Consider the following 19640-nt stretch of genomic DNA (forward strand, 5'->3'; position numbering starts at 1 on the left):
TCGGCTATCGGTAGCCCTGCGCCTGAAGGTCGAACAGCCGGGCGTAGCGGCCACCTTGGGCCACCAGGCTGGTGTGGTCGCCCTGCTCCAGAATGCGCCCCTGGTCCAGCACCAGGATGTGCCCGGCATTGCGAACACTGGAGAACCGGTGGGAAATCAGCACGCTCATGCGGCCTTGGGCATACGCGCGAAAGCGGTCGAACACAGCCGCCTCGGCGGCGGCATCCAGTGCTGCGGTCGGCTCATCCAAAATCAGAATGTCGGCGTTGCGGCGCATGTAGGCCCGCGACAGGGCGATCTTCTGCCACTGCCCACCGGACAGTTCCTGTCCACCCAGAAACCATTTGCCCAGCTGGGTCTGGTAGCCCTGCGACAGGCGCTCGATAAAGGGGGCTGCCATGCCCGCATCCGCTGCTTGGTGCCAACGCTGCTCGTCGGTGAATGCCTCCACATCGCCAACGCCCAGGTTTTCCCCCACCTTCATCTGGTAGCGCAGGTAATCCTGGAAAATCACTCCGATGCGGCCATGCAGCACGTCGCGGTCCCAGGCCTGAAGGTCGCTACCGTCCAGCAGAATCCGCCCGGTGCTTGGCGCGTAGAGGCGGGTGAGCAATTTGATCAGCGTGGTCTTGCCCGAACCGTTCTCGCCTACCAGCGCCACGCTCTGGCCGGGCGCCAGGTGCAGGTCAATGTCGCTGAGCGCGGGCTGGGTGGCGCCGGGGTAGGTGAAGCCGACGCCTTCGAACCTCAACCCATCGCCGGGCCGGGCGCCTTGGGTAAGCGCGCCGGTATTGGCTGGCACCGGCTGGCCCAGGTAGTCGTACAGGTTGGTGAGGTAAAGCCCGTCTTCGTACAAACCGCCGATGGCGCTCAGGCTGGAACTGATGGCCGCCTGGCCTTGCTTGAACAGCACCAGGTACATGGTCATCTGGCCGAGGGTGATAAGCCCGTCGATGGTATCGAGCACTACCCAGGCATACGCCAGGTAAAAGCCCAGCGTGCCCAGCAGCCCAAGCCCGAACCCCCAGCCATCGCGGCGCAGAGTCAGCCGGCGGTCCTCGGCGTACAGGCGCGCGAAGGTGTCGCGGTAGCGTTGCAGCAGCAGCGGGGCTATGCCGAACAGGCGCACTTCCTTGATATGCGCCTCCTGCGACAGTAGCGCCTCGATGTAATTCTGCTGCCGCGCCTCGGGTGCGCGCCGGGTGAACAGGCGGAAGGCATCGCCGGAGAAGTGGGTTTCCGAGAAAAACACGGGAAGGGCGGCCACCACCAGGATTGCCAGTGCCCAAGGCGAGAACTGCACCAGCAACACGGCGAAGCTGGTGAGCGACACAAGGTTCTGGATCAGCCCCAGGGATTTGGTCACCAGCCCTAGTGGCCGGGTGGACGCGTCGCGGCGTACGCGCACCAGCTTGTCGTAGAACTCCGAGTCTTCGAACTGCAGCAGCGCCAGCGTCTGGGCTTTTTCCAGGATAAGCAGGTTGACCTTCTGTCCCAACTGCACCCTCAGCAATGACTGTTGCACCGACAGCGCTCGCTGCGCGGCGGCGAGTGCCGCCAGCACCCCGGCCTCGGCCAGCACAAAACGCAGCACCGGCCATAGCGGGGCGTGGCCTTGGCGCGCGTGCAGGTCCATGGCGTGCAGTACGGCATCGACGATTTGTTGGCCGATCCATGCGGCGAGGGCGGGCAATACGCCGGCGAACAGGGTAGCGATCACCAACCCGATGAACAGGCCCCGGGAGGTGCTCCATACCAGCGCAACGGCGCGGCGCGCCTGGTCAAGGAAGGCGATAAAGCGGTGCAACGCAGACATCGGGCGGGCTCCAGCCAGGTCACAAGTGCCAGTTAGACCACACGGGCACAGCCCGGGGCACACCTTGGACCGCTGCGCTGTATGGAAGGTCGCTGCCAAGGCACGCTGCTACAGGCGGGTTTCGTTCCTGCTGTCCGGGCAAAAAAAAGCTGCGCCGACCAGCGACGCAGCAAGGGTGGTTCGATGAAAGCCTACAGGTCAGTTGACGGCGATACGGTCCAGCGTGACCGGCTTGAGGCGTGGCGTGAGCAGGTGGATGACCACGATCGCGATCAGGTAGGCGCTGCCCGCCACGATGAAGATCGGCTGGTAGGACTTGAACACTTCAAGAATGTACCCGTTGTAGGTGGTCATGAGCATGCCGCCCATGGCGCCCGCCATGCCGCCGATACCAATCACCGATGCAACGGCTTCCTTGGGGAACATGTCCGAGGGCAGGGTCATCAGGTTCGCCGACCAGGCTTGGTGCGCGGCAGCGGCGATGCCGATGATTGCCACCACCAGCCACAGGCTGGAGACGAACTGTGCGGTGACGATCGGGGTAACCGCCAGGGCGCAGAGCAGCATGGTGGTCTTGCGGGAAGCGTTGGCGGTGCGGCCGTTTTTCATCTGCCGCGAAGAACCCCAGCCGCCCAGTATCGAACCCAGGTCTGCCAGAATGTAGATCGCGATCAAGGGCGGCCCGAAGCTTTTGAGGTTCAGCCCGTAGGTTTTACCGAGGAAGTCTGGCAGCCAGAAGAGGTACAGCCACCAGATCGGGTCTGTGAGGAATTTGCCGCCCGCATAGGCCCAGGTTTCGCGGAAGGTGAGCAGCTTGAACCACGAAATTTTCACCGGTGCCGCTGGCTTGGCTGACACAGGGGTGTCGTCGGACTGGATGTACGCCAGTTCCTCACGGCTCACCTTGCTGTGTTCGTGAGGGCGACGGTACATCAGCAGCCACGCCACCAACCATAGGCAGCTCACGATGCCGATGGAGATGAACGCAGTGCGCCAGCCCCAGGCCAGGGTGATGGCCGGTACCAGCAGCGGCGTAATGATCGGGCCCATGGCGGTACCCGCGTTGAAGATACCAGTGGCCTGGGCACGTTCCTTTTGCGGGAACCACTCCGACACGGCTTTGAGGCTTGCCGGGAAGCTGCCGGATTCACCAAAGCCCAGGACAAAGCGTGAGATGGCGAACTGGGTGACGGTAGTGATCAGCCCATGCCCGATACTTGCAAAGGTCCATACGGTAAAGGCGAGGGCATACCCCACTCGTACCCCAACTTTGTCAATCAAACGACCGAATGTAATAAAGCCGATTGCATAGGCACACTGGAACCAGAACACGATATTGGCGTAATCGGTTTCGGACCACTTAAGTTCCGCCGCAAGGGTGGGCTTGAGGATGCCGATCATTTGTCGGTCGATATAGTTGATGCCGATCGCGATAAACAACAGCGCGCAAATCACCCATCGGTATTTACTGATGCGTGATTGTTCCTGGGCGATGGGCCTTGTGCTGGGCTGAACGTGCGGGGGGACTTGTACTGTCATATGTAGTGGCTCCTTTGTTCTTTTTATTTACCGTACTACCGGCTTCCCATTTTCTGTAACATTTAGAAATGAGATTTGTACGACATCGTATGACAGCGTTTTTCGCCTGTCAATCGCTCGAATCGCTTATCAAGCAGGCACAAAAAAGGGCGGTATAGGCCCGCGATGCGCGCCTTTTCCGCCCTCGGATGGGGTTATGCAGTCAGCGATCCAGGCCTCAGAACGCCGGGACCACATCTCCGTGGTAGCGGTCGAGAATGAATTGCTTGACCTGCGGCGAGTTCAGCAGCGCGCCTAGTTTCTGCACGGCAGGATCGCTCGCCTTGTCTCGGCGCACATACAGGTAATTGGCGTAGGGCGACTCGGAGCTTTCGATGAACAACGCATCCTTATGGGGTTCGAGCTTGGCTTCCAGCGCGTAGTTGGCGTTGATCAAGGCCATGTCCACTTGGTTCAGCACCCTGGGCAGCATCGCCGCCTCCAGCTCCTTGAACTTCAGGTGCTTGGGGTTGCTGGTGATATCTCCGGCGGTGGCCATGATGTTGCTAGGGTCTTTGAGCGTGATCAGGCCCTGTTTCGCGATCAGCAGCAGCGCGCGCCCGGAGTTGGTCGGGTCATTGGGGATCGCAACCGTAGCGCCGTCCTGCAGTTCGGCGATGGACTTGATCTTTTTCGAGTACGCACCGAAGGGTTCGATGTGCACTGCCACTACCGGGACCTGATCGCTGTCGGGGCGGTCTTTCTTGTAGGCGTCGTAGTAAGGTTTGCTCTGGAAGTAGTTGGCATCCAGGCGCCCCTCGTCCACTTGGCGGTCGGGCTGGATGTAGTCGCTGAACACCTTCACATCGAGCGTCACGCCTTGCTTGGCCAACTCGGGCTTGAGGAATTCAAGGATCTCGGCATGGGGGATCGGCACCACCGCGATCTTCAGGGTTTCAGCACTGGCGGTGCCCATGGCGGCCAGCAAGGCCAGCGAAAGCGCGAGGCGTTTCATGATCGTTCAACTCCGAAGCGTTTGAGAGAAAAGGAAGAAAGGTCCAGCTCGGTCGAGCCTTGCGTACACCATTGCGCGAAGGCCTCGCCCAGTGCCGCCGAATGCTTGAAGCCGTGGCCGGAACATGCGGACACCACCAGGGTGTGCTGCAACGAAGGGTGTGCGTCGATGATGAAGTGCCGGTCTTGCGTCACCGTGTAGGCGCACACGGCCGACTTGACCACTTTGCTGGTGACGCCTGTGATGCGCCCTTGCACGTGCCGTTCGAACATGGCCTGCCCGTCCGCGGCCGTCACCGTGCGGTCAAGGGTGTCGGGCGTGGAGGAGGTGTGGTACTGGGCGGTGGCGACTTTCACGCTGCCCTCGCCAGGCAGGGCCGGGAAGCCATAGTTGATGTGATCGTCGCCACGGCCGTGGGTCAGAATAAAAGTAGGCGAAGCACCGACCAGCTCTGCCTGCGGCTCGGTTTCGAACCAGAACAGTTGCTGGCGGTACACCGTGAGTAGCGAATCCACCGGATCACCTGCCAGCGCACCGGCCCAATTGCCCGCAGCCATCACTACCTTGTCAGCCCGCAGTGTTCGCTGGTCAGTGGTTACGGTCACGCCCTGGCCATCGGAGCGGATGCCGGTAACGGTCTCGCCCTTGTACAGCGTGGCGCCGTGCTGTTCGGCCAGCCTCAGTTGCACTTCAATGCAGCGTTCGGGCCGCAGAAAGCCCCCCTCACGTTCGAAGTAGCCGATGGCGTCGTCACGCACCTGTGCGAATTGCGGGAAACGCTGGCGGATTTGCGCGGCGTCCAGCACCTTGTGCTCGATCCCGTACGCTTTCGCAAGGCTGAGGGTGCGCAGGGTGAAGTCGGTTTTATCGCGGGGGTCGAAGTCCGGGCTGGAGGTGAGTACCAGTACGCCAGACTGCTCGAACAGTGCCTCCCCCGTCAGCGCTTCCAATTCACGCCAGATTTCATGCGCCCTGCGAACGATGGGCACGTACTGCGGGCCTTCGCCCACTGACAACCGCGTGATGCGGGTGTCGCCATGGCTTGAACCAAACGTATGAGGAGGGTGATGGCGATCGATGCCAGCGGCTTTTATACCGCGCTTGGCCAACTGGTAGATCGTAGCCGCGCCCATGGCGCCCAGCCCGATGACCAACGCTTCGTAGTGTTCCACCCACATCTCCGGCTCGAAAAATGAGCGCTAGTTGAGGGGCAAAACCTTAGGAAGACAAAGAACCGTTGGGCATAACCTTATGCCAGTGATGCGTAGATTGGGGAAGGGCGCTACGCCAGCGAGGATTTCGCGGCGCAGCGCAGGGCACAGGGTGTTACGCCACAGCGGGGCGGCGGGCGTACCAGCCATAGGCAGCGATAACGGCGTAGCACACCGCCGGAACGGCGAGCGAGAACCCGAGGGTGGTCAGGTCGGCGGCAAAGCCAGTCAACGGCGGCACGATCGCACCACCCACGATGGCGCAGCAGATCAGGCCGGACCCTTCGGCGGCCCGTTTGCCCAGGCCTTCACAGGCCAGCGCGAAGATGGTTGGGAACATAACCGAGTTGAACAGGCCGATGGCCAGGATCGACCAGCCGGCCACCGCGCCGTGGGTAGTAGCGGCGCTGGCGATCAAGGCGATTACCATCAGGGCCGCGCAGGCCAGTACTTTCCCGGGCGCAAAACTGCGCAGCAGGGCAGCACCGATGAAGCGGCCCACCATGGCGCCACCCCAGTAATAAGCCACGTGCTTACCTGCCAGCTCTGCGTCGAAGCCGAAGGTGTTGTCCTGCATCAGGAAGTTGGTGAGCAGGCTGCCGATGGCCACTTCCGCGCCTACGTAGCAGAACAGGCAGGCGGCGCCGAAGGCGAAGCGGGGCTGCTTGAGCAGGCTTAGCGCCGACAGCGGGTTTGCACCCTCGCTGGCGCCCGAGACTGGCAATTGCTTGCGTTGCTGCCACACCAGCATGGCCACGGCCACCAGCGCCAGGGCGATGCCAGCGTAGGTATTGCTGATTACCTTGGCTTCCTCAGCCAGGTAAGCCGCCAGCGCGGAGCCAGACAGGGTGGCGGGGTCTACCTGGCTGAGCGAGCCCAGGATCAGCATGGCGCCCAGGTACGGCGCAATGGTTGTGCCCAATGAGTTGAACGCTTGCGCAAAAGTGACGCGGCTGTGGGCCGTTTCCTTCTCGCCAAGCAGGCAGATCAGCGGGTTCGCCACCACTTGCACCACCGTTACGCCGATGGCGAGCACGAACAGCGCAACGAGGAAGGCCCCGAACAGGCCCACAAGGGCCGCCGGGATGAACATCACGCAGCCTACGGCCATGGTGATCAGGCCGATCGAGGCGGCCCGCATGTAGCCGATCCGGGCGATCAACAACCCTGCCGGAATAGAGGCCAGTGCATAGGCCAGGAAGAACGAGGACTGCACCAGCATCGCCTCGGCATAGCTGAGGCTGAACAGGCTTTTGAGCTTGGGAATCAAGATGTCATTCAGGCTGGTGATACCGCCAAAAATGAAGAACAGGGCGAAAACGAACAAGCTTAACCGCTGGACGTTGGCTGTGCCTGGGGTGGTGTGTTCCGGTGTTACTGCAACGGTGTTATCCGTCATGGCCGCGGTCCTGTTTATTGTCGGGCTGTGGGTCAGTTTTTTCGATTCGACGCGGTTGGGCCGTCACCTGGCGTTCACAAGGCCAGCTGCCGGAGCGTCTTGAGATGAACTGAAACCAGCGAAGCGGGAAAGTTCAGGCTTCCCGGCTCGGGACAGGCTTTGGAACAGGGGTTTGCGCCACAAGGGGACAGGTGGTCAGGTCTGTACCTACAGGTGGCGGCGAGCGGCGGCGCAGCCCGGGTCGAATCCGCGGCGGCGTTATATCAGTGAAGGTAGAAGGGGTCAAATGAAGCGAAGCGGCGGGAGGTAAAACCGGACAGATACTGATAGGGCAGGGCGGGGGAGGAAGGGCAACGCTCGTCGCCCTTCCCGGCTGTCATGAATCAGCTTTTACGGTTGCCGCCGCCGCTGCTCTGGCCACCTTTGCGGCCGGCTTCGGATGCTTTCTCGCGGTCATTGGAGAAGCTGCCGCTGGAGGATTGTCCGCCCTTTCTGCCCGCTTCGGATGCTTTCTCCCGATCGTTTGCAAAGTTGCCTGGATTGCTATTTCCGGTCTTGGCCATGATGCACTCCTAGTCTCAAGTTTGGATGCCCCACAAGCGGGACATTATCTATGACCAAGTAAGCGGTGGGTTTTGTTCCACCTGTTTATTAGCTCCCGATAGGCGGTCCGTTATCTGATTATTTATTTAATAATGGATATTCAATGTTATTATGTTGGCTTCCTTTAGTTTAGCGCCCCAAGTAACCATTTGGTCTCAACTCATCGCCGAATGTTATAAAAGGGCCGCTTCGCTAATTGCCCGTTTATTTTCTGGACGCAAAAAAATGCCCGCACAACGCGGGCATCGGTCACTTGGTGCGTATTCAGGCTGCTTGTAGCGCCTCGATGATCGTTGTGTTGAACGCCTCCAGGTCCTTTGGCGTACGGGAGGTGATCAAGGTCCAGCCGTTGGCGCCGCATTTGAACACTTCAACGTCCTTCCAGCCGGCGGCCTTGGCATTGAGCAAGTCTGTGCGAACGCTGGCGTAGGAGGTAAGGGTTTTGCCTTCCACCACGCCTGCGTCAATCAATACCCAGGGCCCATGGCAAATAGCGGCCACGGTTTTACCAGCGCTGGCAAATGCCTTCACCAGGCGCTGTGCATCGGCGTCCTGGCGCAGGGTATCGGCGTTTACGGTCCCGCCAGGGATCACCAGCGCGTCAAAATCGGCTGCGTCGAGCCCGGCCAGTTTGGCGGTCGACTCCACCGTGCGGTCTTTCTCGGTGTCTTGAACGAAGGTCTGGGTGGTGCCGCCTTCTGCCGAAGCGTGTGTCACGGTGGCGCCTTCGTCGCCCAGTGCCTTCAGCGGCGCCAGCAGTTCGTCACGCTCGATGCCGGTGTTGGAGGTGATGACCAGGATACGTTTGCCAGTGAGACGGTCGCTCATGGGGGGCTCCTTCAGGTGGGTTCAGAGGGATGGCCCGTTGCCGGGCGTCTTGTTTTGGGAAAACGCAGGTGCGGGCAAAGTTCAGCGAATTTGCCTGCCTGGTGGCTGCCGATCGCCTATGCTCTGATTTGCCAAAACCCCCGGCCCCCGCCCCATGCCCCCGGTTGTTCTCGGTCTGCAGGCAAATCGAGTGGCCGCCGAGGCCAGCGTTCAACGTGTGTTCATGTGTATGCCGTCGATGGGCAAGGTCACATCGATGCAGTACGAGCTGGTACCTCACCAACCCGTGGATGGGACCGCTGCATGTCGCCTGGAAGGCGGTGTGTACGGGAGTAGCCAATGGAGAGCAACAAGGAAAGTAGCGGGGGCCTTTCGTTCTGGCTGCCTGGCGGGGCGGTATTGGTGAGCCTGGCAATTTCAACGTTCGTGCTGCAACGGCAACCGTTCGTGGATGCGCGCCCGGCGAGCCCGCCGGTAGTAACGCAGCCCCCGATCGATGCGCGGTTGTGGCAGGACCCGTTCGATGCCTTGGCGCGGTATCGAGCATCGGTCAAGGACACCAAGGAAAAGTCTGAGGGGAAAATCGGCGATGCCTGTACCTACATGGCAACCGCAATTTCCGATCCCGAGGAGCTGAAATCCGGCGGTGAGTCGTTGGTCAACCCCCGGCCGCCGAAGGTGATGGTTGCGCTGGTGCGAGGGGCGGCGTACGCCGATGAGATCGAGCTTCGGCGGCGCATCCGCTATGCCATCCTCGCGGGGTTCAAAACCAGCCGGCGGGTACCGCTGGATGAAAGCCATATCCGCTGCCTTCGCCATGACGTTGCCGGGAATTCCACGGAGATACCCTACGAAGCCTTTGGCCCTGACCCTTTCGACCCGCCGCTCAATATCGATGAGGTGCGGGAAACGACCGACCGAACCGTGTTGTTTTGGGTAAATGAGGAGGCGTTGGGCGATAAGCCGCTTGACGCGCTCGAAACGTTGCGTGAGCCCCTTCACTACCAAGCGCGCATAGTGACCGGCCCGGCCCTGAGCTGTCCTGCCAATTGGCCGGGAGAGGAAGCGCCGCTTAAAATCATCGGGCCTTCCAGTTCCGCCGTGCTTCGCAAGATGTATCAGGAAGAAGCTGCCCTGCGTAGCAAGGGTAAACCAGTGCCGCAACTGGTCGAGATCTATTCGCCCCTGGCGACGGCCGAACGCACGCGCTTAATGGAAGGCATGCAGGAGCCGAGTGATGGTGCCAAGCGCAGCCACCCCGACGCAATGAAGCTGCTGCGCACCGTCAGCGACGACGGCACCCTTTCTTCCTTGTTGCTCGAAGAATTGAAGCTTCGCCATGTGGACCCAGCCCTGGCCATGCAATGCGCGCGCTCTCCCGAAGGCACACCAGGCCTCAAGTGCCCGGCCAGCCGCTGGGAGAAATCCAACCAGGTGGCCATCATTGCCGAATGGGACAGCTTCTACAGCCGCGCCCTGATCGAGAGCTTCAAAGCCCAGGTCGCCAAGCGCGCCGGCCTGATGCCAGAGGATGATCCATCGCCTAATCCGGTACCCGTGCTCAGCACCGTTGCAAGACTGGAGCTGGACCAATGGGTGATGCGCTTCGGCTACCTGCGAGGCTTGGACGGGCGGCTACCGGAAAAGCCATCGACCTCGGCCAAGCCTGCTTCAGAGGATAGAGCGAGCCCAGAGAACGCGCCGCGGGAAACCGCAGATGGCGACGGGCAGCTGGATTATCTGCGGCGCCTGGCCGACCACATCGCGCGCGCCGACAAGAAAATGCGAGATGAGGGAGGAGAGGGCATAGGCGCCATCGGCATTTTCGGCCAGGACACCTACGACAAGCTGCTGGCGTTGCAAGCGTTGAAAAGCCGAATGCCAACCAAGGTTTATTTTTCCACCGATCTGGATGCGCGCATGCTCCAGCAGGGGCAGGCGAAAACCACCCGCAACCTGGTATTAGCCGCGCCCTACGGGCTTACGCTTACCCGTGCCTTGCAGCAAGACGTGCCGCCGTTTCGCGAGAGCTTGCAAAGCGCGGTGTACATCGCGGTGCTGGCGGCACTGGCGCCTCAGGGATTTGAAGCCAAGCGCGGGAAATTCGACTACTCCAAATCCTCGCTGCTGTCGCCGGCCATCTATGAGATAGGCGCCAGCGGCTTCATTCCGCTGGCCAGCACCCTTGATCGCCAGCGGCCCCCCAGCTGCTCCGTGGGGAGCCTGGCTGACAAAGGTGGCCGGGTAAGGGCACAGGACATCATGGCCCTGCAATGCCTGCAAGACCCCCCGCCACCCGCGTATATGGAGGTGTCGCCGCGTGTACAGGAGTGGCTTGGGCAGACCCAGTCGTTCTTCCTGGCCGGCCCCTTGTGCGCGTTACTGGTGGTGATCGGGGCGACACTAGTTTGGTGGCGGAGCGAACCCGATGTCCGTAACGGCGCTGAACAGCGTGCTGGCTGGGCCCAGCGCGCGCCGTTTGCCCTGTATGCCACAGCGGCGTTCTTCGCCTGGATTGCCACCCGTTATTGGCAAGTTGAATTTCTCTGGGTCGCGGGCGGCATCGCGTTGCTGGGCGGCTGGTGTCAGGGGCGCAACAGGCAACAAGTCAGGGCCCGCCTGCCGGTCGATGGTAACGGCACCACGCACCTTAGTGATGGCGGTGCCGGTTGGTATATCGTGATCCCCGCGCTGGTGTTTTCCCTCATGCTGTTGTGGGGTTACCAGCATCGGGCCCAACTGACCGGGCAGGGGCTGGGGGAGCCGATGTTCCTGTTCGAAGGCATCAGCGCCTGGCCAACGGTAGTCTTGCGCTTGCTGGCCGCAGCCATCTCAGTCGCGGCGGTGGTTTGGGGCTGGCGCAAACTGAGCTCCAACCGCCGGGAAATCGAACGGCTTTACTACCTTGAGCCCTATATGCGAAAGCTGCCGATGACCTTGATTCAGCAGTGGCGGCGCTATCGGGCGCCAGGCAAGGGCAAAGGGCCTATCAGCACCGCGGCCGCCGCGGGAGCGTTACTCAACCGTGTGCTACTGCCGCTATCGGATGAAAAACCCGTCCTGCTTAAGTCCGGACGTTCCGCTCGCGCAAATACCAACGCCAGGGAGGGGAGCCCGCCACGTTCACTCGTGCGGTTCTGGGCAGAGCACCGGGTGGCAGGCAGCATGGCTGCGCGAATGGTGCGGGTGATGCTGCTTACGTGGGTTTTCCTGGTAGCCACCAGCGTGCTGTACGTCATTCTGCCGGTAGAGGACGTCCCGATACGCGGTGACTACGCGGGGGTGTGGTTCTGGAGTTGGGTAGTCCACACCGTGGCGTTTCAGATATTGGTGTTCTGGGTCATGGACGCCAACCTTCTACTCAGCCGGTTCATCCGGCAGCTAGGTCGAGACCACTTCATCTGGCCCAGGGCACTGCGCGCCCAATGGGCGACGTTGCCTTCCGGCATGATGGACGCTTATGTCGATGATTATCTCACCGTGACCCTGATCGCCAAGCGCACTTCAGCCGTCAATCGGCTGATCTACGCGCCCACGCTGGTAATGCTGGTACTGATGGCCTCTCGAAGCACCGTGTTCGATAACTGGTCAGCGCCTTTGAGTAGCAGCCTCATCCTTGTGTTGAATGCAGCAATTGTGCTCGGATCCGCCTTGACGCTTCGGCGCGCCGCCGAGCGAGCCCGCAATGTGGCACTGGCACGGCTGGACCACTACCAACTCCAGGGCACCCACCTGGAAAACCGTGGCTCGCCAGTGGACAGTTCACTGACAGATAAGCAAAGCCGGCAGGAGATTCGGGACCAGCTCAACCTGCTTCGCCAACGCATCAAGGACCTGCGCACCGGTGCGTTCGCGCCGTATTCCGAAGAGCCGTTTCTGCGCGCGGTGATGGTGTCGCTCACAGGCCTGGGCGGTACCGCCATTCTGGAGACAATGAACCTGATGCAGTTCTAAAGCATTCAGCAGGCGGCGGGCAGGTGGCGGTTGCCCTCGGAGCGCACACAAGAGGCAGTCACCTCCATCACCGGGCCTCCGAGCCAGGCCAGCGTGGCACCGGGTAGTTCAGCGCGAGCCCAGGAGGTGAGGGCGATCAACAACAGGAGAAAGGCGGCGGCGACAGTGGAGACGGGATCGATTCTGCTCATGGCGGTAGTCACAGGTGAGCCAACGTTGCTGAGAGGGAAACTCTACACCCGATGGCGGTAAAGGGTTTGTAAAGGCAGGTAAAGGTGATGGATACGAAACATTGAGTCATCCAGGCTCCGTAAGCGAAGCCAATAGCGCGTTCATCCTCCGCCAATGCGAGCCCTCCCAGTACAGCCGCTGGCAGTGCAGGCAGGTGAGGAAGCGTTGCTGTCGCTCTCGCACACGGGGCGGCAGCCGGTCGAGCACGTCGTGCCGGTCCACTTCCCGCAAGGCGGCATTGCAGTTCAGGCAAAGGCTGAAGGGTTGAGCGCTGGCGTGAAGGTCCAAGCGGTCATACAGCTCACGCAATTGCGCGGCAGGCTTGAGGGTATGTACATAACAGCCATGTGCCACGGCGCGATGCTTGAGCAGGTCCCGGTCGCGGGTCAATAAAATGCGCGCCTCGCGTCGAGCGGTGGCGGCCAGGGTGGCATCCGCGCCGGCGTTGTCGAACAGCGTGTCGAAGCCCGCCATGCGTAGTAGCCTGGCAAGGCCACCCAGATGCGCGTCGGCAACGAAGCGGGGAGGGCCCGCCGGCGATTGCCGCAAGGGGGTGATAGGGCTGATGTCGAGCTGCTCGAATTTGGGGTATACGGTCACCCGCTCCTCGCCCTGCAGGCGTTGATCGAGCCCTACCGAGTGACCATCAACCAGCAACAGTGCCACCTCGGTGTGCGGAACACCCAGCGCCTCGATCATATGGCGGGCCGTGGCCAGCGGCGGGCAGGCGCACGCGAACGCACGGCCACGGCGCTGGCTGGGCAAAAAGCCCTCGAGGTGCGCATAGAAGCGAAAGGTGACGGTAGTCATAGTGTCACTATAGGTGGTTTTCGCTGGCGCACCGCGGCCCCCGGCCAGCCGGTGGCATACTGTTGTTTTTGGTGCGGGAGCTTGCGCATGGAACTGCTGTTTCTGGGCACCTCGTCCGGCACGCCAACCCGCGCACGGAACGTCAGCGGGCTGGCGGTGCTGGCAGGGCAAGGCAAAGGCTGGTATCTGGTGGATTGCGGCGAAGGCACGCAGCATCGGGTGTTGCGTACGCCGCTGTCGCTGCAAGGGCTGGCCGGAGTATTCATCACCCACGTCCATGGGGACCATTGCTACGGCTTACCAGGCCTGCTGGCGAGCGCCGGGCTGCAGGGGCGAACCCTGCCGCTGGACGTCATTGCGCCTGAGGGTATCGAAACGTGGCTGCGGGCCACCTTTGAGCTGACCCAAACCTGGCTGCCGTTCGAGCTGCGCTTCCACGCCACCGAAGCCTTGGTGGGCGGGGAGTACTGGCACGATTCGGAAATGGCGGTGAGCACTGCGGTGCTGGCTCATCGGGTGCCGTCGTATGCTTACCGGCTCACCGAGCAGGCGCAGCAGCCACGGCTAGACCGCGATAAGCTGCTGGCCGACGGCATCGAGCGGGGCCCCGCCTGGGGCGCGTTGATACGTGGCGGCAGCGTGGAGTACCAAGGCCGCGTGTTACACAGCGCTGACTATGTCCATTTCGACCAGCCCACCCAGTGCATCGTGGTAGCTGGCGATAACAGTGAGCCGCAGCGCCTGGCCAAGGCCTGCCTGGGCGCCCAGGTGCTGGTGCATGAGGCGACCTATACCGCCGAGGTCGCGAAGGGCAAGACCCACCACGGGCACAGCAGCGCCGCTGCCGTGGCAGCCTTTGCCCAGCAGGTACAAGTACCCAACCTGGTGCTCACCCACTTCAGCCCGCGCTACCAGGCAAACCTCCGGCAGGGGCTGTCCATCGAGGACCTGCGCCAGGAAGCCGCCGCCGCGTACGGCGGCAACCTCGTGCTGGCGGCGGATTTCGACCGGTATCGGTTGTCCCGGGAGGGCCTGCTGAGCCGGGTCCCGCAGGGCTTCAAAGAATAAACCGCGCTACCTTGCCGTTCAGGTCCCCAGCGCGCTCTTGCAGCAAACGCGCCTGGTGTTCAGCGCTTTGCGCGATGTCCACCAGGTCTTCGCCCAGCGTCTGGATGGTCACCACGTTCCGGGTGATTTCTTCAGTCACCGAAGACTGCTCCTCCGCAGCCGAAGCGATCTGCTGGGACATCCCGGAGATTTCATCGGCCGAAGCGGTGATCGCCTCCAGCGATGCGCAAGCCAGTTGAGCGTCGGCCACGCTGCGCTCGGCAAGGCCTGTGCTGCTGGCCATACGGTTCACTGCATCCTGGGTAATGCGCTGAATATTGCCCACCGTGCTCTGGATCGACTTGGTCGACTCCTGGGTGCGCTGGGACAGCATCCGCACCTCGTCCGCCACCACGGCAAAGCCGCGGCCCTGTTCACCCGCGCGCGCCGCTTCGATGGCGGCATTGAGCGCCAGCAGATTGGTTTGCTCGGCAATGCCCTGGATGCTGGTGAGCACGCTGCTGATGGACTGTGAATACTCGCTCAGCTCATTCACCACCGCAGTAGCGGCGTTGATCTCGCCGGAGAGGTCACCAATGGAGCCCTGGGTTTTGCGTACCAGTTCCAGCCCTTTCAGGCTGCTGGCCGAGGAATGCTGGGCGGAGCTTGCGGTGCGCTCGGCGTTGCCGGCGATTTCCTGGGTAGCACTGGCCATTTCGGTCACGGCCGTGGCCACCAGCGTGAGCTCTTCCTGCAACTGGCCCAGGCTTCGCGCCGAATCGCTGCTGCGGTCCAGCACCTTGGTCGATTCCTGGTCGATGTCCACCGCCTGTTGGCGCACATGGCCGATCAGGGTGTGCAGGCTGCCCACGAACTGGTTGAAATGCTGGCCCAGCTCGCCCACCTCGTCGCGCGATTGCAGAGTGATGCGCTGGGTGAGGTCTCCGTCGCCGCTGGCAATCACTTGCAGGCCCTGGGACATCGCACCCAGGGGCCGCAACAACCATACGCACAAGGCGTTCACCACCAGCAGCGAGATCACCAGGATGACCGCCAAGGTGCCCAGCGCGACCCAGAGACTGGTGCGCAGCGGTGCGAGCAAGGCTTGGTGGTCGAGCACCATGATCAGTTTTTGATGCTGATGGTTGATCGGCGCCACGTACACCCGTTCGCCGCGGTCGGTCAGCAGGAAGCGGGCACCGTCGCTGCTCGAGAGCGCGTCGAGGTTCGTCGAGGTCAGCGCCGGATACAGGCTGGTCACCGGCTTGTCCAGCGCGCCCTGGTCGGTATGGCCCAGGATGGTGCCGTTGCGGTCCACGAAGAACGCCGAGCCATTGCCCGGCAGCTTGATCTGCTTAAGCTGGCCAAGAATTTCGCTCATGCTCACATCGGCGCCGAGCACACCGAGGGTTTCCCCGTTGTAGCTCAGGACCTTGCCCAGCGACAACACGAAGCTCTGGGTAGCGGCGGCGATCGAAGGCGTGGAGAAGTACACCTCGCCCGGGTTGATCATGGCTTGCTGGTACCACTTCCAGCGACGTGGGTCGTTGTTGTCGGCGGGCAGGCTTACGTGGTTGGCGTTGATCTGCGAGCCGTCCGGGCGGGCCAGGAACACGTTGTCGAAGCCGCCGGCAACCTTGGCTTGTTCGAGCTGCAAGGGCAGGTCGGCAGAATTACCCGTGGCCGTTACCGACGCCATGGCCAGCTGCTTGCTGGTGAGCCAATAGCTCACGTTCGCGGCGAACACTTTTCCGGTGTTGCTGACTTGCGCGGCGATGGACGCTTCGAGGGTGTTCTTGCTCTCAACGTAATGGGTAGCGGTGAGGCTGATGCCCACCAACAGCAACGCGGCGCTGGCAGACAGCGCCAGCTTCTTTCCCAATGTCAGTTTCATAAATACCTTGCGGGGGCAGTGAGAGCCGGGCGCAAGACGCAGCCCAAGAAAGCTCGATGTCAATGTATCGGCGACGCCGCGGTGAACTTAAGGCGGGGCTGTGTAGCAGAATGTAAAAAACATAGAAGTTATGGCGCACAAGCCCCGGCTTATACGAACGGGTATCTGAACGTGCTACACAGTGCCCGTTTGTACCAGCCTGGGTTTGATCCAATATAAACGCTAGATAGTTATTTCACCCCTCATCGTGGTTTGATCTGCCCGGTTAATCTGTTTGATAGCATTGTCATGGGGGCGGCGAATGTTTCTGGTGCATAAAAAAGGCTTCGTGCCGGGCAGCAAAATGGTCGGTGGGTTATTGCCGTATGATTTCTTCTGTGAAGACGATCCCTCGATCAATCTGTTCGTGTTCACCGGCTGCGAAGACAGTGAGCAAAAAGGCGAACAAACCCTGTGGGCATTCTCCAGGCTGGAGCGCTTCGAAGCCATGTTGCACAGTTTCAACCCTGCCCAGGCTGGCGCCGGCTGGTACCGCCGGGTGAGTGTGCTCACCGGCCCCTCGCACAACGGTACCCGCGCGCTGCGGTTCCAGGAGGTGGCCAGGGTGCTCAGGTACGACGGCACCGGCGAGGGCAAGCGCGGCAAACCCGAATATGAAATACATACCCGTGAAGGTGACACTTATTTCACCGGTGCGTGTGTTTCAACGGCTGTTGGTACGCCAACCGTTATTTATCACCAATGACCGGTTGATTGTATTGCGCTTTGTACGCGGGCCAACAAACCCGACAAGTTCATCCGCAGGTGAGTGCAGTAAGCTTCTCGCCGCTTGATAACAGCGTACACCGCACGGCGGTGACGAAACCTTGCTCCTTATCAGCCATGTCGGAAATGCCCGGGCTGAGAGGGGAGTGTGCCAACTGGATATAAACTCGTATGCGCTGCGTCTCGCTGTTGCCCCTGGTGGCGGCCGTGCTGTTTGCCGGTACCGCCCACGCCGAGTCCTTCACCATCTCCGATATTCGCGTCAACGGCCTGCAGCGGGTATCCGCCGGCAGCGTCTTCGGCGCCCTGCCCCTGAACGTGGGCGAGCAGGCCGATGACCGCAAGCTGGTGGATTCCACGCGCGCGCTGTTCAAGACCGGCTTCTTCCAGGACATTCAACTGGGCCGCGACGGCAACGTCCTGGTGATCAACGTGGTGGAGCGGCCGTCGGTCGCCAGCATCGAGATCGAAGGCAACAAGGCCATCTCCACCGAAGACCTGCTCAAGGGCCTGAAACAGTCCGGCCTGGCCGAAGGCGAGATCTTCCAGCGGGCCACCCTCGAAGGCGTGCGCAACGAGCTGCAGCGCCAGTACGTGGCCCAGGGCCGCTACTCGGCCACCGTGGACACCGAAGTGGTGACCCAGCCGCGCAACCGCGTGGGCCTGAAGATCAAGATCAACGAAGGCACGGTCGCGGCCATCCAGCACATCAACGTGGTGGGCAACACCGTCTTCGCCGAGGAAGACCTGGTCGACCTGTTCGAGCTCAAGACCACCAACTGGCTGTCGTTTTTCAAGAACGACGACAAGTATGCCCGCGAAAAACTGTCCGGTGACCTGGAGCGCCTGCGCTCGTACTACCTGGACCGCGGCTACATCAACATGGACATCGCCTCCACCCAGGTGTCGATTACCCCGGACAAGAAGCACGTCTACATCACCGTGAACGTGAACGAAGGCGAGAAGTACAAGGTTCGCGACGTCAAGCTCAGCGGCGACCTCAAGGTGCCCGAGGACCAGATCCAGAACCTGCTGCTGGTCAAGCCCGGCCAGGTGTTCTCGCGCAAGGTGATGACTTCCACCTCCGACCTGATCACCCGCCGCCTGGGCAACGAGGGCTACACCTTCGCCAACGTCAACGGCGTGCCACAGCCCCACGACGACGACCACACCGTGGACATCACCTTCATGGTGGACCCGGGCAAGCGCGCCTACGTGAACCGCGTGAACTTCCGCGGCAACACCAAGACCGAAGATGAAGTGCTGCGCCGTGAAATGCGCCAGATGGAAGGCGGCTGGGCCTCGACCTACCTGATCGACCAGTCCAAGACCCGCCTGGAGCGCCTGGGCTACTTCAAGGAAGTGAACGTCGAAACCCCGGCGGTGCCTGGCACCGACGACCAGGTGGACGTGAACTACACCGTGGAAGAACAACCGTCCGGCTCGATCACCGCCAGCGTGGGCTTCGCCCAGAGCGCGGGCCTGATCCTGGGTGGTTCGATCAGCCAGAGCAACTTTTTGGGGACCGGCAACCAGGTGAGCATCGGGCTTACCCGGTCGGAGTACCAGAGCAGTTATAACTTCGGCTTCACCAACCCGTACTTCACGCCAGACGGCGTGAGCCTGGGCTACAACGTGTTCTACAAGAGCACCGACTACAGCAAGCTTTATGACGATGACGACGTTTCGTACTACTCGATCAACAGCCTGGGTACCGGTATCACCCTGGGCTACCCGATCAGCGAAACCTCGCGCATGACCTATGGGCTGTCGGTGCAGCACGACTCCATCGAGCTGGGCACCTACAGCGCCGACGAGCTGTACGACTTTGTGCAGCGCGAAGGTACCGAGTTTACTAACTTCAAGGCCACCGTGGGCTGGTCCCAGTCGGCATTGAACCGAGGCACGCTGCCCACCAAGGGCTACTCCCAGAACGTAAGCCTGATGGCCACCCTCCCGGGCAGCGACCTGCAGTTCTACAAGCTCGATTACTCGGGTCAGGTGTTCGCGCCAGTGGGGGATAACCAGGCCATTCGCTTCCACACCAAGCTCGGCTATGGCGGCGGCTACGGCGGCACCGACGGGCTGCCGTTCTACGAGAACTACCTGGCCGGTGGGCTGAACTCGGTGCGCGGTTTCAAGGACAGTACTCTGGGCGCGCGCAGCACCCCCGCAACCGGTGCCTACAGCAGCATGGGACAGGCGTACTACAGCGACCGCGACACCGACGCGCTGGGCGGCAACATCATGATCACCGGCGGGGTGGAATATTTGTTCCCGCTGCCGTTCATCAAGGACCAGAAGTCGGTGCGTACCAGCCTGTTCATGGACGGCGGCAGCGTGTTCAGCAGTAAGTGTTATCTGGCGACTACAGGCAGTTGCGGCGGAGTGGACTTCAGCGAAATGGCCGCGTCCCTGGGTGTTGGCGTGACGTGGTATTCAGGGCTGGGCCCGCTGAGCTTCAGCCTGGCGCTGCCGATCAAAAAGCCAGACGGCGCCGAGACTCAGGTGTTCCAGTTCTCGCTGGGCCAAACGTTCTGACGGTTTTA

Annotated in this window: 13 protein-coding genes and 2 pseudogenes; 4 read left to right on the forward strand and 11 right to left on the reverse strand. The window is 61.6% G+C overall.

From position 1 onward, the window contains the following. Nucleotides 1-4 precede the first annotated feature (4 nt). The 7 genes and pseudogenes from LG385_RS08045 to LG385_RS08075 all read right to left on the reverse strand — a co-directional run bounded on the left by LG385_RS08045 (nt 5) and on the right by LG385_RS08075 (nt 8390). The gene (locus LG385_RS08045; protein WP_225773827.1) at nt 5-1816 is read right to left on the reverse strand and encodes an ABC transporter ATP-binding protein; all 1812 of its coding nucleotides are present in this window, start codon (nt 1814-1816) and stop codon (nt 5-7) included. A 198-nt stretch (nt 1817-2014) separates the two neighbouring features. Further along, complete coding sequence (locus LG385_RS08050) at nt 2015-3355, reverse strand: MFS transporter (RefSeq protein ID WP_225773828.1); 1341 nt, start codon at nt 3353-3355, stop codon at nt 2015-2017. A 217-nt stretch (nt 3356-3572) separates the two neighbouring features. Then, nucleotides 3573-4349, reverse strand: coding sequence for a MetQ/NlpA family ABC transporter substrate-binding protein (locus tag LG385_RS08055; protein WP_225773829.1), 777 nt, complete (start codon nt 4347-4349; stop codon nt 3573-3575). Beyond that, nucleotides 4346-5527: an N-methyl-L-tryptophan oxidase gene (gene solA, locus LG385_RS08060; protein WP_225773830.1), complete on the reverse strand. Its 1182-nt coding sequence runs from the start codon at nt 5525-5527 to the stop codon at nt 4346-4348. The genes LG385_RS08055 and solA overlap by 4 nt, the downstream gene beginning before the upstream one ends. Nucleotides 5528-5675: 148 nt before the next feature. Continuing rightward, nucleotides 5676-6959, reverse strand: coding sequence for a sugar MFS transporter (locus tag LG385_RS08065; protein ID WP_225773831.1), 1284 nt, complete (start codon nt 6957-6959; stop codon nt 5676-5678). Between the two features lie 383 nt (nt 6960-7342). Then, nucleotides 7343-7501: pseudogene (locus LG385_RS08070) on the reverse strand (general stress protein); the annotation flags it as partial. A gap of 325 nt (nt 7502-7826) precedes the next feature. After that, nucleotides 7827-8390 (reverse strand): type 1 glutamine amidotransferase domain-containing protein, encoded by a 564-nt coding sequence (locus LG385_RS08075; RefSeq protein WP_225773832.1) that lies wholly within the window; start codon nt 8388-8390, stop codon nt 7827-7829. A gap of 339 nt (nt 8391-8729) precedes the next feature. On the opposite strand from LG385_RS08075, the gene LG385_RS08080 reads away from it, so the two are divergent. Next, nucleotides 8730-12344: a hypothetical protein gene (locus LG385_RS08080; RefSeq protein WP_225773833.1), complete on the forward strand. Its 3615-nt coding sequence runs from the start codon at nt 8730-8732 to the stop codon at nt 12342-12344. A gap of 5 nt (nt 12345-12349) precedes the next feature. Here LG385_RS08080 and LG385_RS08085 read toward each other — a convergent pair whose 3' ends face one another. Beyond that, on the reverse strand, nt 12350-12535 hold the full coding sequence (locus tag LG385_RS08085) for a hypothetical protein (protein ID WP_181118385.1): 186 nt from the start codon (nt 12533-12535) through the stop codon (nt 12350-12352). Nucleotides 12536-12641: 106 nt separating this feature from the next. Continuing rightward, nucleotides 12642-13385: a Mut7-C ubiquitin/RNAse domain-containing protein gene (locus LG385_RS08090; RefSeq protein ID WP_225773834.1), complete on the reverse strand. Its 744-nt coding sequence runs from the start codon at nt 13383-13385 to the stop codon at nt 12642-12644. An 87-nt stretch (nt 13386-13472) separates the two neighbouring features. Between LG385_RS08090 and LG385_RS08095 the strand changes: the two genes are divergently transcribed. Beyond that, nucleotides 13473-14453 carry an MBL fold metallo-hydrolase gene (locus tag LG385_RS08095; protein WP_225773835.1) on the forward strand — a complete coding sequence of 327 codons (981 nt, stop codon included), beginning with the start codon at nt 13473-13475 and terminating at the stop codon, nt 14451-14453. Here LG385_RS08095 and LG385_RS25670 read toward each other — a convergent pair. Then, a complete protein-coding gene (locus LG385_RS25670; protein ID WP_375139720.1) occupies nt 14443-15147 on the reverse strand; it encodes a methyl-accepting chemotaxis protein in 705 nt (234 codons plus the stop codon). The two genes, LG385_RS08095 and LG385_RS25670, sit on opposite strands and share 11 nt — an antisense overlap. A 153-nt stretch (nt 15148-15300) precedes the next feature. After that, a pseudogene (locus LG385_RS25675) lies at nt 15301-16326 on the reverse strand (cache domain-containing protein); the annotation flags it as partial. Nucleotides 16327-16627: 301 nt separating this feature from the next. Between LG385_RS25675 and LG385_RS08105 the strand changes: the two are divergent. Together LG385_RS08105 and bamA are read left to right on the forward strand one after the other, a co-directional pair. Continuing rightward, complete coding sequence (locus LG385_RS08105) at nt 16628-17071, forward strand: hypothetical protein (protein ID WP_225773837.1); 444 nt, start codon at nt 16628-16630, stop codon at nt 17069-17071. 191 nt (nt 17072-17262) lie between these two features. Beyond that, nucleotides 17263-19632: an outer membrane protein assembly factor BamA gene (gene bamA / locus LG385_RS08110; RefSeq protein ID WP_225773838.1), complete on the forward strand. Its 2370-nt coding sequence runs from the start codon at nt 17263-17265 to the stop codon at nt 19630-19632. Nucleotides 19633-19640: the final 8 nt, after the last annotated feature.

It is taken from the genome of Pseudomonas sp. Marseille-Q5115, assembly GCF_916618905.1.
GTDB lineage: Bacteria > Pseudomonadota > Gammaproteobacteria > Pseudomonadales > Pseudomonadaceae > Aquipseudomonas > Aquipseudomonas japonica_A.